At 49.7% G+C, this 13,899-nt stretch carries 15 protein-coding genes and 1 riboswitch; of the genes, 6 read left to right on the forward strand and 9 right to left on the reverse strand.

All coding sequences use genetic code 11. The features are described 5' to 3' along the window. Nucleotides 1-52 precede the first annotated feature (52 nt). The 7 genes from JNE38_RS29805 to JNE38_RS29835 form a co-directional block, all read right to left on the reverse strand. Nucleotides 53-1,762 carry an adenine deaminase gene (locus JNE38_RS29805; protein WP_203354623.1) on the reverse strand — a complete coding sequence of 570 codons (1,710 nt, stop codon included), beginning with the start codon at nt 1,760-1,762 and terminating at the stop codon, nt 53-55. 18 nt (nt 1,763-1,780) lie between these two features. Then, on the reverse strand, nt 1,781-2,842 hold the full coding sequence (locus JNE38_RS29810) for an ABC transporter ATP-binding protein (RefSeq protein WP_203354624.1): 1,062 nt from the start codon (nt 2,840-2,842) through the stop codon (nt 1,781-1,783). Between the two features lie 15 nt (nt 2,843-2,857). Beyond that, nucleotides 2,858-3,646 carry an ABC transporter permease gene (locus JNE38_RS29815; protein WP_203354625.1) on the reverse strand — a complete coding sequence of 263 codons (789 nt, stop codon included), beginning with the start codon at nt 3,644-3,646 and terminating at the stop codon, nt 2,858-2,860. 5 nt (nt 3,647-3,651) lie between these two features. After that, entirely contained in the window at nt 3,652-4,473 is an 822-nt protein-coding gene (locus tag JNE38_RS29820; RefSeq protein WP_203354626.1) for an ABC transporter permease, read from the reverse strand. Nucleotides 4,474-4,499: 26 nt separating this feature from the next. Further along, nucleotides 4,500-5,432, reverse strand: a complete 933-nt coding sequence (locus tag JNE38_RS29825; protein WP_203354627.1) for a nucleoside hydrolase — start codon at nt 5,430-5,432, stop codon at nt 4,500-4,502. 86 nt (nt 5,433-5,518) lie between these two features. Then, nucleotides 5,519-6,592 (reverse strand): ABC transporter substrate-binding protein, encoded by a 1,074-nt coding sequence (locus JNE38_RS29830; RefSeq protein ID WP_203354628.1) that lies wholly within the window; start codon nt 6,590-6,592, stop codon nt 5,519-5,521. Nucleotides 6,593-6,864: 272 nt separating this feature from the next. Then, on the reverse strand, nt 6,865-7,221 hold the full coding sequence (locus JNE38_RS29835; protein WP_203354629.1) for a DUF2294 domain-containing protein: 357 nt from the start codon (nt 7,219-7,221) through the stop codon (nt 6,865-6,867). A 215-nt stretch (nt 7,222-7,436) separates the two neighbouring features. Next, a riboswitch (SAM riboswitch) is annotated at nt 7,437-7,540 on the forward strand. Nucleotides 7,541-7,671: 131 nt separating this feature from the next. On the opposite strand from JNE38_RS29835, the gene JNE38_RS29840 reads away from it, so the two are divergent. The 6 genes from JNE38_RS29840 (at nt 7,672) to JNE38_RS29865 (ending at nt 12,555) form a co-directional block, all read left to right on the forward strand. Continuing rightward, nucleotides 7,672-8,502: a MetQ/NlpA family ABC transporter substrate-binding protein gene (locus JNE38_RS29840; protein ID WP_203354630.1), complete on the forward strand. Its 831-nt coding sequence runs from the start codon at nt 7,672-7,674 to the stop codon at nt 8,500-8,502. A gap of 37 nt (nt 8,503-8,539) precedes the next feature. Continuing rightward, nucleotides 8,540-9,577, forward strand: coding sequence for a methionine ABC transporter ATP-binding protein (locus JNE38_RS29845; protein WP_203354631.1), 1,038 nt, complete (start codon nt 8,540-8,542; stop codon nt 9,575-9,577). Continuing rightward, on the forward strand, nt 9,577-10,239 hold the full coding sequence (locus JNE38_RS29850; protein ID WP_203354632.1) for a methionine ABC transporter permease: 663 nt from the start codon (nt 9,577-9,579) through the stop codon (nt 10,237-10,239). Before JNE38_RS29845 ends, JNE38_RS29850 begins: the two co-directional genes overlap by 1 nt. Before the next feature lie 88 nt (nt 10,240-10,327). Next, nucleotides 10,328-11,704 (forward strand): FAD-binding oxidoreductase, encoded by a 1,377-nt coding sequence (locus tag JNE38_RS29855; protein WP_203354633.1) that lies wholly within the window; start codon nt 10,328-10,330, stop codon nt 11,702-11,704. Between the two features lie 120 nt (nt 11,705-11,824). Continuing rightward, on the forward strand, nt 11,825-12,268 hold the full coding sequence (locus JNE38_RS29860; RefSeq protein WP_203354634.1) for a hypothetical protein: 444 nt from the start codon (nt 11,825-11,827) through the stop codon (nt 12,266-12,268). Continuing rightward, entirely contained in the window at nt 12,256-12,555 is a 300-nt protein-coding gene (locus tag JNE38_RS29865) for a YxcD family protein (protein WP_203354635.1), read from the forward strand. The genes JNE38_RS29860 and JNE38_RS29865 overlap by 13 nt, the downstream gene beginning before the upstream one ends. Before the next feature lie 73 nt (nt 12,556-12,628). Here the strand turns inward: JNE38_RS29865 and JNE38_RS29870 are convergent, their stop codons facing one another. Both JNE38_RS29870 and JNE38_RS29875 read right to left on the reverse strand, forming a co-directional pair. After that, the gene (locus tag JNE38_RS29870) at nt 12,629-13,513 is read right to left on the reverse strand and encodes an IS3 family transposase (RefSeq protein WP_203354636.1); all 885 of its coding nucleotides are present in this window, start codon (nt 13,511-13,513) and stop codon (nt 12,629-12,631) included. Beyond that, nucleotides 13,453-13,779, reverse strand: coding sequence for a helix-turn-helix domain-containing protein (locus tag JNE38_RS29875; protein ID WP_203354637.1), 327 nt, complete (start codon nt 13,777-13,779; stop codon nt 13,453-13,455). Before JNE38_RS29875 ends, JNE38_RS29870 begins: the two co-directional genes overlap by 61 nt. Between the last annotated feature and the right edge of the window lie 120 nt (nt 13,780-13,899).

Consider the following 13,899-nt stretch of genomic DNA (forward strand, 5'->3'; position numbering starts at 1 on the left):
ACTATGCTGAGTGAATAAAAAGAAAACCCGGGAAATCCTCCCGGGCCCGCTTTTACATCAACAATAACGGCACCACTTTGCCTGCATTCACATCAATCAGCCCGATATCCGTGATCTTCAGGGCAGGACTCACCGGCAAGGAATGCGTACTGATCGACATGATCGGGTTGTAATGCTGATACCCGAGGGACTCCATGGCGCGACGCAGCTGCTCGACTTCATTCGCCGTTTTTTCCAGCGGCTCCTCCGTCAGGATGCCTCCTACCGGCAAGTGGAGGCTGGCGATGACTTCCCCGTTTTCTACCACGTAGAAGCCGCCCTGATTGCGGATGACTTCATTCGCCGCCACCATCATATCGTGCGGATTGTGGCCGACGACCAGAAGATTGTGGTTGTCATGCGAGTAGCTTGTCGCCACGGCTCCTCGCTTGATCGTATCCCCGCTGATCAGCCCGTAGCCGCGATTGCCGTTTTTCCCATAGCGTTCAAACACGGCGATCAATCCATAAGGGCTTTCCTGCCAGCAAAGCTTGCCATCCGCCACCTCGACGATCCCGCGATGGTCCTCGGTAAACGTGGATCCGTTCTGCACCAGCATCACGCGGCAAGGATAGCGGTTGTCCGGAGCGTCTGTGCGAACCTCAAAATCCGCCTCGGTCAGAGGCTCCAGCTGGATGCTCTCGTAAAAATGAGGGGGAAATTGCCGCTGCGACGCCGTCTGGCGGTATTCCTCCTGCGCATCGTACGCTTTTTTCCCGTTCTTGTACACTTGATCAATGGTCAGCTCGCGCAAGTCGGATACCAGCAGAAAATCGGCAATCTTTCCAGGCGCGATCGCTCCCCGGTCATGCATGTTCATTCTTTTCGCAGGGGTATAGGTGCTCGCATAGATCGCACGCTCCGGCTCCATCCCCATCGCAATCGCCTTTTTCACGAGATGGTTCAGATGCCCGCGAGCGTGCAGCGAATCCGTCATGACGTCATCTGTGACAAAGCAGAAATGCTCAGAAACGTCTTGCTTGATCAAATAGTCCATGACTTCCTCGGTCATCGATTTCTCCTGAATTTCGAGGAACATCCCTGCTGCGATGCGGGCCTCCATTCCTTCCGGCGTTTGATGCGTATGGTCTGAATCGACCCCCGCGAAAAGCATCTGGTGCAAATCCAGATCGAGCAGCTTTGGCACGTGTCCCTCGATCACCAGATGCGGATACTCTTTGCGAATATGTCGGAGAATTTGGTTCGTCTTGCAGTTCGGGTCAGAGATTACATCCACGTAGTTCATGATCTCTCCCAGGCAGATGATCTCCTCCGAGCGCAGCAGCTCATCGATGTCCGCGATCTCTACCGATCCGCCTGTCGTTTCCATCGCCGTCGCGGGAACCGAGCTCGGAATCGCATACTTCATGTCGACGACACAGTCGCGGCTGGCCCGAATCATTTCCTTGATCCCCTCGATGCCGAACACATTGGCCATCTCATGCGGCTCTGGTACGATCGTGGTCACCCCGTTTTGAATCAAGCCAAAGGAAAAGGTCTCAGGCGTGACCATCGTACTCTCAATATGCAGATGGATGTCCACCAGCCCCGGAATCAAGTAGCGGCCTTTTCCCTCCAGAACATCACGTGCCTCAAACGAATCCGTACCGCGCTTTCCTATATAAACAAACCTTCCATCCAGAACAGCTGCGTTTCCTTCGATAAACCTTTTGAAATAGCTGTTGTAGACCTGCACATTCTGAATCAGCAAATCGACCTTCATGAAAAACCCCTCCTGTCGTTAGTCCACCAGCACCAGTTTGTCTTTGGGGAACAGCAGATTGACCTTTTGGCCGCTCTTGTAGGGGGTCTCCATTTCTTGATTCACCGTGAAATCTCCCAGATCGGTCTCGACGACGTATTGGTAGCTGCGTCCCAGGAACGTGCTGACTTTGACGCTCCCTCTCAAGCGATTCATAGCGTGATCCTGCGATTCCTCTGTTGTCACAATCAGGTCATCCGGCCGCAGGGCGCATTTTTTGCCGGATGCACTCGCTGTACCCGGATGATTCGCCGCGATGAAGGTGTGCTCGCCTACTCGCAGGCTGATTTCCCCGTTTTGCGTAGACCGCTCTGCAAACGTAATGAAATTGGTAAACCCAATAAAGCGGGCGATGAACTCCGTCTTCGGATATTTGAAAATCGTCGCAGGATCGTCCAATTGCTCGATAATCCCTTTGTTCATGATCGCCACCTGATCGGAAATGGAGAAGCACTCCTCCTGATCGTGGGATACGTACACAGTCGTGATGCCCAACTCCTGCTGAATGCGGCGGATTTCGACCCGCATGTTGATGCGCAGGTTTGCATCCAGATTGGAAAGCGGCTCGTCAAACAGCAGCAGGTCCGGCTGGATGACCAGCGCACGGGCAATCGCTACGCGCTGTCTTTGCCCACCGGAAAGCTCTTTCGGATGACGCTTTTCAAACCCGTTCAGGCTGACAACATCCAGAATGTCCATCACACGTTTCTTCACTTCGGATTCGTTGACTTTTCGCAGGCGCAGACCGAATGCTACGTTGTCAAACACGGACAAGTGCGGAAACAGCGCATAGCTTTGAAACACAAATCCGAAATTGCGCTTGTTGACCGGAACGCGGGTGTAGTCTTTTCCATCAAACAGGAACTTCCCGTCCTTGGCTTCGAGAAAGCCAGCGATCAAACGCAGTGTCGTCGTCTTCCCGCAGCCGCTCGGTCCCAGCAAGGAAATGAGCTGGCCTTTTTCGATATTCAGATTGAAGTTTTGCAAAATGTACTGATTGTCGTAGGCAACCGATACGTTTTCCAGCGTGAGCAATGCCATGATTTGATGCCTCCGTTATCGTTTAGTAAAGTAGGAAAGCCCCATGAGACGTTCGATGATGAACATGAGAATGGCCGTCACGATCATGAGCAGCACGGAAATAGCGGCAATCGTCGGGTCAAAGTTGTTTTCCACATACGTCAGCATCTGGATCGGCAGCGTGCTTACCCCAGGTCCGGTCATAAAGACGGAAATATCTACGTTATTGAACGACTCCAGAAAGGCGATCAAGATCGCGGCAATAATTCCGGAGCGAATATTCGGAAGCACGACTTTGAAGAACGTCTCCAGACGCCCTGCCCCCAGACTCAGCGCCGCTTCCTCGACAGCAAAATCAAAGTTGGACAAGCTGGATGCGACTACCCGAATAATGAAAGGCAGCATGACGACGGTGTGCCCCACAAGCAGTCCTGCGTAAATCGGCAGGTCGTAGACCACGATGACGTACTTGAGCATCGCAAAGCCCATGACAATGCCCGGAATCAGGACAGGAGAGATGAAGATCGCATTCAACGCTGCCTTGCCCTTGAACTGAAAGCGGCTCAGCGCATACGCTGCCGGAATCCCCAAGATGAGCGCCAGCAGGTTGCCGATCAACGAGACGAACATGGACGTCTTGAAGGTCGTCATGAACATCTCTACCTCAAAAATGTTTTCATACCAGCGCCAGGAAAAGCCCTCTGGCGGAAACTTCAATACCGTTCCCGGTTCAAATGATGTAAAGGAAATGATGATGAGCGGCCCCAGCAAAAACAGAAACACCAGAAGCGTAAACAGGGCCAGCCCTCGATTTTTCTCCTGCATAGCTTCTACCCCTTCGGATTTAATTTCGTCGCCAGTTTGTTCATCAGGAAAATGACAACAAAGGTAATGACAATCATGATGGTGGCAATGACGGATGCCATGTACCAGTCATTCAAGGTAATGGCATTCTGGTAGAGGAACGTGGAGATGACCCGCTGCTTCCCACCCAGCAATGCCGGTGTCGTATAAGCGGTCAAGCTCCCTACGAATACGAGAATGCTCCCGATGATGAGTCCCGGTACGCTGAGCGGCACAATGACCTTGCGGAACGCGGTAAACTTGGACGCTCCCAAGCTTTCTGCGGCCTTGATCAGGTCTGGATCGATGTTTTCCATGACACCGACCAGCGTGATAATGATCAACGGCAGGAACAAATGGATCAAGCCGATCATCATCGCGGTCGGGGTATACAATATTTCCAACGGCTTTTCAATCAGTCCCATGGAAATCAGGGAGCTGTTCAAAAGCCCTTTTTTTCCGAGAATAATCATCCAGCTAAACGAGCGAACAACCGAGCTCGTCAGCAATGGGAAGATAGCCAATGCCAGCAGAATGCCTTTTTTGCGAGCACCCAGCTTGGAGATGTAATAGGCTGCCGGGAAACCCAGCAGTATGCACACAATCGTCGTAACGAGACTTACCTGCAAGGTTGTCAGCAGGATTTTGATAAAATACGGATCGGTCAGAAACTTGAGATAGCCTTCAACGGTAAAGCTCCCTTCTTGAAAGAAGGTGGACGCAATGGTCATCACGATCGGGATGATCATGAACAGCGTCAAAAACAAAACGCCTGGCAGCAACAACAGATAAAGACCCTTTTTTTTCATTCCATTAACTCCTGTTCCCAGTATCGTCAGGCTTTCAGGGCGCGGATAAAACGCTCAAAGAACGCTTCGGCATCCACGGCCAGACAGACGTTCATGTTCGGCTCCTTGTTCAACCGATTCTGGAAATCGCAGACGGTTTGCCCATCACACAGCTCACTTCTCGTTTCAATATCCACATACAGCTTTTTTGTCGTCACCAGATTGCGGTTCAAGGCGACTCCCACCGCGAGAGGATCATGCATCGCGCAGGCTCTGACGCCATTGCGCTCAAAATATCGTTCGAGGTAATCCGACGTGCTCTGTTTTACGTAGCGGGCAATCGGCGTGTCGCCAAGCTCGCGGATATGATCTTCGTTTAGCAAAACCTTTCTCGTCACATCCAGCCCAACGAGCGTCAATTCAGGAAATCCCGCGTGGAAAACGACTTTGGCCGCTTCGGGATCGACGTACATGTTGTATTCAGTGGTCGGCGTGACATTCCCGTGTTCACGGACGACGCCTCCCATGAAAATGACTTCTTTGACATGATGCACAAGCTCTGGACATTTGCGTACGGCCAGCGCCAGATTCGTCAACGGGCCTGTCATGACGAGCGTGACGTGTCCGGAATTCGCAAGTACATTTTCGATGATGAAATCTGATGCAAAGCCTTGGGTCGGTTGTGTCTGGATCGGCACATCGCGCAGCGCCCCGCCCAGGCCATCCTCACCGTGAACACGATGCTCAAAAAACACCTTCCGCAGCAGCGGCTGGGATGCTCCCTGCACGATCGGGATCTCTTTCCCCACCTGCAGCAAATCGAGAATCTTGCACGTATTTTCCGTCGCTTTTCCGAGAGAGACGTTGCCGTTTACGGTCGTGATCCCGATCAGATCAAACTCCCCGCTGCGTACCGCGAGGATGATCCCCAGCGCATCATCGATGCCTGTGTCTACATCCAGTATGATCTTTTGCTTCATCAGTGGGCCTCCCTAGCATTTGGTGAAGGCGACAAGGGCATCGCTCCTTTGGCGTACACCCTTGTCGTCCTATCTATTTTTCCTGCTTATTGGGTAATTTCACGGTTCCAACGGTCAATCCATGCTTTGGAATGCTCGTTCACGAATTTCATGTCCAGCTTGTGCAGCTTGCTGATGGTTTCTTCGCCATACGTTACGCCTTTTGCTTCCTCGTCAGTCAGCTTCACGCCGGTGTTTACAGGGGAATCGACTTTCGCTTTTGCGGATTTCTCCTGAACTTCCTTGCTCAATTGCCAGTTGATGAAGTCTTCTGCGAGCTCTTTGTTCTTGCTGCCTTTTACGATGTTCACGGTGTTCATGACCGCGTAGCCGCCCTCTTCCGGTGTCACGAACTTCGCTTCTGGAACAGCCGCCTGGATGTCTTTGAAGTACATTTCCATGATCGGGCCTGCTGCGATTTCTTCTTGGCTGAACATGTTTACATATTCAGAGGTCTTGTCGTAGTATTTCACGACGCCTTTGTTCGCTTCTTTCATTTTCGCGAATGCTTGGTCTTCATTGAATTCTTTGCTGCCTGCCACTTGGGAAGCCGCATCCAGAATCATAGGGCCAGTCGTCGACGTAATGTTTGGAAGTGTCAGCTTGCCTGCCACTTCAGGGCTCCACAGATCCTTCCAGCTCTTGATTTCCGTTTTGATCACGTTCGGATTATAAGCGATCCCGAATTGTCCGATGGTGTAGGCTGGTCCGTACTCTTCACCCAGCGGCGCTTTTGCGATGTCGTAGATCTCTTTCAGGTTTGGAATGCGGCTGCGATCGATTTTTTCAAAGGCACCGCTCTCGATTCCTTGCTGCGCATAGTAGTCGGAAAGATAAATCAGATCCACATCGGAGCTGCCTTGGCGAATTTTATTCAAACGCTCTGCATTGTTCCCGATTTCCAGAACAATTTTGACGTTATGTTCTTTTTCAAACGGCTCATACACTTCTTTGCGGAAGAAATCCTCGGAAAAACCCCAGGTGGAGATCACCAGCTTTTTCGGCTCGCCGCTCGCTGCTCCGCCAGCTGCATTTTCTTTCGGCTGCTCGCTGCTGCCGCACCCTGCGAGCGCCATTGAAATCATCGAAAAGGAAAGAACTCCTGTTAACCACTTTTTCATCTTGTATTCCTCCGTTTTTGGTTTCTCTTTCAGATAATGGAGCACGTATTCTAATCCAATTGATTGTTTCCCTCGGCATCATTGGTCTATTCGCCATCACACCTTTATCTAGAAGAAAATGGTAAAAAAAGAAAAGAAAAGTACCCTTGATTAGAACATTCATTCTAAACAAGAGCACTTTTCTTCGTAAACAAAGAATAGCGACACCCGTTTTGCCGTTGCCGCCGGTCTTCCCCTCAGATAGATCCAAAGGGAAAATCCGAACGACTCCGTCAGGTATTCGATTGTGATTCAGCCAAAATGACGTTTGTGATCGCCAGCTGTGTGGCAGCGTCATAATCTCTCAGTACAGCTTCCATGTCGAGATTCATGTCTTCCTCCAAACGTTCGCGAAGCTTCTTCTTATATAGAAGCGACATTCGGAAGTCCACCTCGAGCTTCAGAGCAGGAGCCTCGCCTTCCAATGCAGCCGAACGCGGTGAGCGCCGATGCTTGGCATAGAAGGTAATCATATTATTTTCGATAGTTACTCTCAGTAAAGTTGTCCCAAAGCCGAACAACTCCTTAGCTATCTCGTTGTAGATCGCAGATAGCTTTTTTCTGCTTTCGTTTGTGTCCTGTATAGTCATGACATCACCTGCGAGAGTAAGTATCAGGCTTATTGATTTTTTCTCATTATACATATGATAAACGCTTCTATCAAGCAATCATTCGTATTTTGATCAATTTACCAACATTCAGAATATAAAAAAGTTGTCGAATAACATTTGACACGTTTAAAAATGCGAGCTATAATCCAACTATCCAAATAAGAATTACCACTTATTTAACTGCATATCTCAATCTCTTATAAAGAGAGGCGGAGGGACTGGCCCCATGATGCCTCGGCAACCTACCCGAACACGGTATGGTGCCAAATCCAGCGGAAGAAATTCCGGAAGATAAGAGAGGAATGAGTGACTGACCAGCTGCGACAGTTAACGACGACCTCTTCTTCCGGGAAGAGGTTTTTCTTAATTCCAACGGTTTTTATTTTTCAAAACATAAACACTCATTAGACAAAAGGGGAGAAACACATCATGAAAAAGACAGGAATTTTGCTTAGCTCACTATTGCTCGCAGCATCCTTGCTGACTGCTTGCGGAGGTAAACAGGAGGCTGCTCCGGCTGCAGGAGGGACCGCTGCCGAGCAAACGAAAATCAAAGTCGGCGTAACCGCTGGACCTCACGAAGAAATCCTGAACAAAGTAAAAGAAGTGGCGAAAACAAAAGGTTTGGAAGTAGAAGTCGTTGTATTCAATGACTACGTGCAGCCAAACCAAGCTCTCGATAAAGGAAACCTGGATGCAAACAGCTTCCAAACCATTCCGTTTCTGGACAAATTCAACGAAGACCACAAAACCAAGATTGTCGAAATTGGCAAAACAGTAACTTTCCCAATGGGTCTTTACTCCACCAAGCACAAGAAAGTGGAAGAAGTCGCTGAAGGCGGCGTAGTGGGTATCCAAAACGACCCAACAAACCGTGCTCGTGCACTGTTGCTGTACCAAGCAGCCGGTCTGATCAAACTGAAGGATGGCGTAGGCAATAAGGCCACTCCATTGGATATCATCGAAAACCCGAAAAAATTGGAATTTAAAGAACTGGAAGCTGCTTTCCTGGCACGCTCCCTGAACAACGTAGAATTAGCGAGCATCAACACCAACTTTGCGATGGAAGCAGGCTACAATCCGAAAAAGGATTCCATCTTCTCTGAAACATCCGATTCTCCATACGTAAACGTCTTGGCTGCAAACGAAGCAAACAAAGACAACCCTGCACTGAAAAAACTGGTTGAGATTTATCGTTCTGAAGAAGTGAAAAAATTCATCGACGAACACTTTGAAGGAGCTGTGCTCCCATCCTGGTAAGCTACACTAACTATCGAACAACAAGGAGACTGGAGAGATGATACAGCTAACCGACATCCATAAGTCGTATACGGTGGGAAACAAACAGGTTCAAGCCTTGAAGGGCGTATCACTGAACGTGGAAAAAGGACAAATCTTCGGCGTGATCGGATTCAGCGGAGCAGGGAAAAGCACCCTGCTTCGCACGATCAACCTGCTCGAAAAACCGTCCAGCGGCTCCGTCGTAGTCAACGGTCAGGATATGCTTTCGCTGAAAGAAAAGGAATTGCGCCAAGCCCGCAAAAAAATCGGGATTATCTTTCAGCATTTCAACCTTTTGTCCTCCTATAACGTCTTTGACAACGTAGCCGAGATTTTGCGAATGAACCGGGTACCCAAAGATGTAATCAAGCAGAAGGTAGAAGATCTCTTGCGGTTGGTGGGCCTCGAAGATAAAGCAAACTCCTATCCTTCTCAGCTATCGGGCGGACAAAAGCAGCGCGTCGGCATCGCCCGTGCCCTGGCTACAGATCCGGAGATCCTTTTATGCGATGAAGCCACCTCTGCACTCGATCCGCAGACTACCGACTCCATCCTGGAGCTGCTTCTCGACATCAACCGGAAATTCAATTTGACCATCGTGCTGATTACACACGAAATGCAGGTCATTAAAAAAATCTGCGACAACGTAGCCATCATGGAAAACGGTGTGGTCATCGAACAGGGCTCTGTGCTCGATATTTTCAGCAATCCTCAGCAGCAGACTACTCGCAACTTCATCAAAACCATTTTTGATGACGATGTGCCACATGAAATCTTGTCGAAAATCAAGCAGACAGGCCCTGCAGCGAAAATTCTCCGGGTCGCATTCCGTGGAGACGCCGCACTCGATCCTGTTCTCGGCACCTTGTCTGCTCGCTTTCCGGTGAGCACCAATCTATTGTACGGCTCCATCACCTCGATCAAGGGAACGGCGCTCGGGATTTTGCTCCTGCATATTTCCGGCGAGGAAAAGGACGTAAATGAAGGCATCGAGTTCCTTCGCCAATCTGTATACAACGTAGATATCGTGGCACGAGAGGGGGTTACCCGATAATGGATCGCTTGGCAGAAATGATTCCTGTCTTTGGACAGTCGTTGCAAGAAACAGTCATCATGGTCGGCTTCTCCTTGTTCGTCGCCACATTGATCGGCATTCCGCTCGGGATCCTGCTCGTGATTACACAAGGCAATCATCTGTTTCCGAACAAATGGATCTATCACATCCTGAATACCATCATTAACGTCGTGCGCTCCCTTCCGTTCATTATCTTGATGGTGGCGATCATTCCTTTTACGGAGCTGGTCGTTGGGACATCCATCGGAATCGAGGGGGCCATCGTTCCACTGATCGTGTATACGGCACCTTACATCTCCCGTTTGATGGAGACAGCCCTGCTCGACGTTGACCGCGGTGTGATCGAAGCGTATCAAGCGATGGGTGCTTCCCGTACCCAGATCATTTTCCGCATCATGCTTCGTGAAGCCCGTCCCGGTATCGTACTTTGCCTGACGATCGCCACTATCGGTCTGATCGGTGCGACCGCGATGGCAGGGGCTGTAGGTGCAGGCGGCCTCGGCGATCTCGCCCTCCGCTACGGCTACCAGCAATGGGATATCGAAGTGATGGTCATCACGGTTATCATTCTCGTCGTTCTCGTCCAGCTGATCCAATCCCTCGGCAACTGGGCAGCGAGAAAACTGAAAAAGAGCGCGTAAAACACGTGAACCTCTAACTGTCCAACGGTTAGAGGTTCTTGTACTATCGCAAACCGAAGAAGAATACAGCTAATGGAGGTATTTCCTTATGGGCAGCATCCCACAGACATTACTCGAGGATCTGAAACGAATCACAGCAGACGATCGTGCCACGACGAACGAGACCATGCTTCACCAGCACAGCAAAGATGAGTCCCATCACACCCCCGTATTGCCGGATGTGGTCGTTTTCCCCACCTCCAAAGAAGAGGTTTCGGCTATTCTCAGATACGCAGGCGAGCGCTCTATCCCTGTCGTCCCCTTTGGCGCCGGGTCCAGTCTGGAAGGCCATTGCATCCCTCTAAAAGGCGGGATCTCCATCGATTTTCAGCAAATGAACCAGATTATCGAGGTGCGTCCCGAAGATTTTCTGGTCCGGGTTCAGCCCGGTGTCACCCGTACCCAGCTCAATGCAGCACTGAAAAAGCACGGCCTCTTCTTCCCTGTAGATCCAGGTGCAGACGCTACCATCGGAGGCATGACAGCGACCAATGCGAGCGGCACCACCAGTGTGCGCTATGGCATCATGCGCAGCCAAGTCCGTGATCTCGAGGTCGTCATGGCGGATGGATCGATCATTCGCACCGGTGGATTGTCCGCCAAATCATCTTCGGGCTATCATCTGACCGGATTGTTTGTGGGGTCGGAAGGGACACTCGGTGCCTTTACAGAGATTACCCTCAGAGTGTACGGAATTCCCGAGACCGTGGTTGCCGGCCGCGCCACATTCCCCACAGTAAAGGCAGCAGTCGATGGAGCTATGTCCCTCTTGGCAGCCGGAATCGCCATCGCTCGTGTCGAGCTGGTGGACAGCACCTCGATTCGCCAGGTCAATCTGCACAGCGAAACGGACTATTTGGAGCAGCCTACCTTGTTCCTCGAATTTCATGGCAACGAAGCCGGTCTGGCTCACGATGTCGCCTTTGCCGAGGAGCTGCTAGCTGAAAATGGCTGCGTGGACTTTTTAGTTGAAACAGATTCCAAGAAAAGGGCAAAGCTATGGGAAGCTCGACATCATATCGCTTACGCCTTTAAGCACGGCTATCCAGGAAGAGAAATGATGATCACCGATGTGTGCCTTCCCCTCTCGGAACTGACCGATGCTGTGGTGTACGCGCGTGAAGTCATCGATCAAAGCGGATTGGCTGGCGGTGTCCTGGGCCATGTCGGGGATGGCAACTTTCACACCAGCCTCATGTTCAACAAACAAGATCCCGCCGAAGTGCAGCTCGCTGAAGAGGTTAACGTCAAGATCGTCGAATATGCCCTGCGAAAAGGAGGAACCTGCACAGGGGAACACGGCATCGGGATCGGAAAGAAGAAATATCTCCAGCTGGAGCATGCCGATACACTTCCTTGGATGAAGCTGATCAAACAGCAATTCGATCCGAACAACATCTTGAATCCGGGGAAAATTCTAGATTGACAGTTTCCGCCACTACCATTTTTCCATATTGTTCACGGAATGTTTGGTGGAAATCGATATGATATTAGTGTACACTTATGTCCATAGGGTCATATCAAAGAGAGGGGCTACTACAAACACATGAAAAAACTGCTCATGCTTTTGGTTGCCGTAACACTCGTTTTCGCATCTGGCGGATTTATCGATCACGCAGACGCAAAAGGCTACAAATCCGGTAAAAAATCCTTCAATTCCAATACGGCTCCGACGAACACACAAACACCGACTAAAGGTGATTCGAATGTAAATGCTTCTACCAATAAAAGCACGACTACTCCTACCAGCACCCCTGCGACTGCAGCTCCAAGCAAAAGCGGCGGCTTCATGAAAGGTCTCTTGGTTGGTGGACTGGCAGGTATGCTGTTTGGCGGACTGTTCGGCAATATGGGGGCACTGGGCGCCATTTTCGGCTTCCTGATCAACATGCTGGCGATCGTTGCCGTGATCGTCTTGATCCGCAAAGTTTTCGTTTACTTTAAAACGCAGCGCCAGAAGAAACAGGAATTGAACACATGGAAAAGATAACGTTTGATGAACAAGTACTGATCAACGCCATCTGCCTGCATGTGGCGAGCAAGAAGCAGATTCAACCGCAGGAAGTCGAGGTTGAACTGATGTGGGACGAGGAGTACGGTTTTTCTGCCGAGGTCTACACCATGGGTAGGAAGCAAGTCTTCATCGAGATCAACTTGATCGAAGCCATTCGTTTCTACCTGGAGACGCAGCTTCAGCGCAATCCGTATTCTGCCGGCATCGAGCTGGTACTGGATGACGAGGAAGGGATCCTCGCCTACGTCACCTACCAAAGCTAAATCATCAACAATAAAGCCAATTCGAACACTGGTCAAGACCCCATTTAGTGGACAGTATGAAAAACCCCGGTCGCTAGGCCGACAGCTGACGTCTGAATTCAACAGGCGTCAGCTTTTTTAATCTTCGTTGTGGTCGACTTTGATTGTAGAATTGAATATATTCTTCAATTCGCCTTTGTGCCTCATCTACACTTCGGATATCATAGGGGTAGAGCCCTTCCGTTTTGAGATGCGAGAAGAAGCTCTCCATCGAGGCGTTATCATAACAATTGCCTCTCCGAGACATGCTGATTTGGGCGCCAACCTTCGGCAGCATGTCGTGGTAAGCGTAGGACGTGTACTGGAATCCTTGATCGCTGTGAACGATCAGTCCAGTCACGTCTTTCGTTTTTTCAAAAGCTTTCTCAAAGGTCCGCAGGACCAGTTCATTGTCGTTACGAACTCCCATGTGGTAGGCTACAATCTCGTTATTAAACAAATCCTTAATAGCAGATAGGTAGAGCCAAGTATCCGCAACACGATATTGTGTGATATCCGTTACCCATTTTTGATTCGGTGCACATGCTTTGAAATCACGTTGTAGGGCATTCTCGGCAACTCGTCTCCCTACAGACGAAACATAATGACTTCGATATTTGCGGCGAATTCGAGAACGAAGTCCCATTTCTTGCATTAGTCGAAGTACCTTCTTATGATTGACCCACACCCCGCAATCTTGCAGGAGAAATAGTTGAGTTTGTCTATATCCATATTTTCCGTCATACTTCCTATACACTGCCTGGATGAAGTCTTTTACGGGCTTGTTCCTATCCGTTACTTGTCGTTTTAGGTAAGCATAGTATCCACTTCTTGAGACTCTAAACAACTTGCAAAGTTCACTTATGGTATATTCACCAGCTACTTGTTTGATCGTTGCATACTTATGGACTGCACCTCCTGCATCCAGATTTCCAAACACTTTTTTAGCATCTTATTTTCCCTCTCTAACTTCTCCAGATATCGGTTCGAATCGATGTATTCCTTACGGCGGCCACGTTGATCCAGAAGCCCAAACTCTCCGAGTTTCTTATACTTCCGCATCCAAATCTTAATTCGTCCTTCATCATGGATATGTAACTTCTCTGCTATTTCTCGATGGGAAACACCATCTAATTTCATCTGAACCGCCTGCAACTTTAGCTCTTCACAATAATGTTTAAACTTTTGGCCTTTCTTTGCTGGCATAAAAATGCACCCCCTAAAGTTTTCATCGGTAAACCGTAGGGGTTTTTCCAATGTCTACTTTAAGGGGTGCACATCACACAGAAGCCTGTGGACGAATTGGCTTTTTCATTTGCTTATGGG

Source organism: Brevibacillus choshinensis, from assembly GCF_016811915.1.
In the GTDB taxonomy this organism is placed as follows: domain Bacteria; phylum Bacillota; class Bacilli; order Brevibacillales; family Brevibacillaceae; genus Brevibacillus; species Brevibacillus choshinensis_A.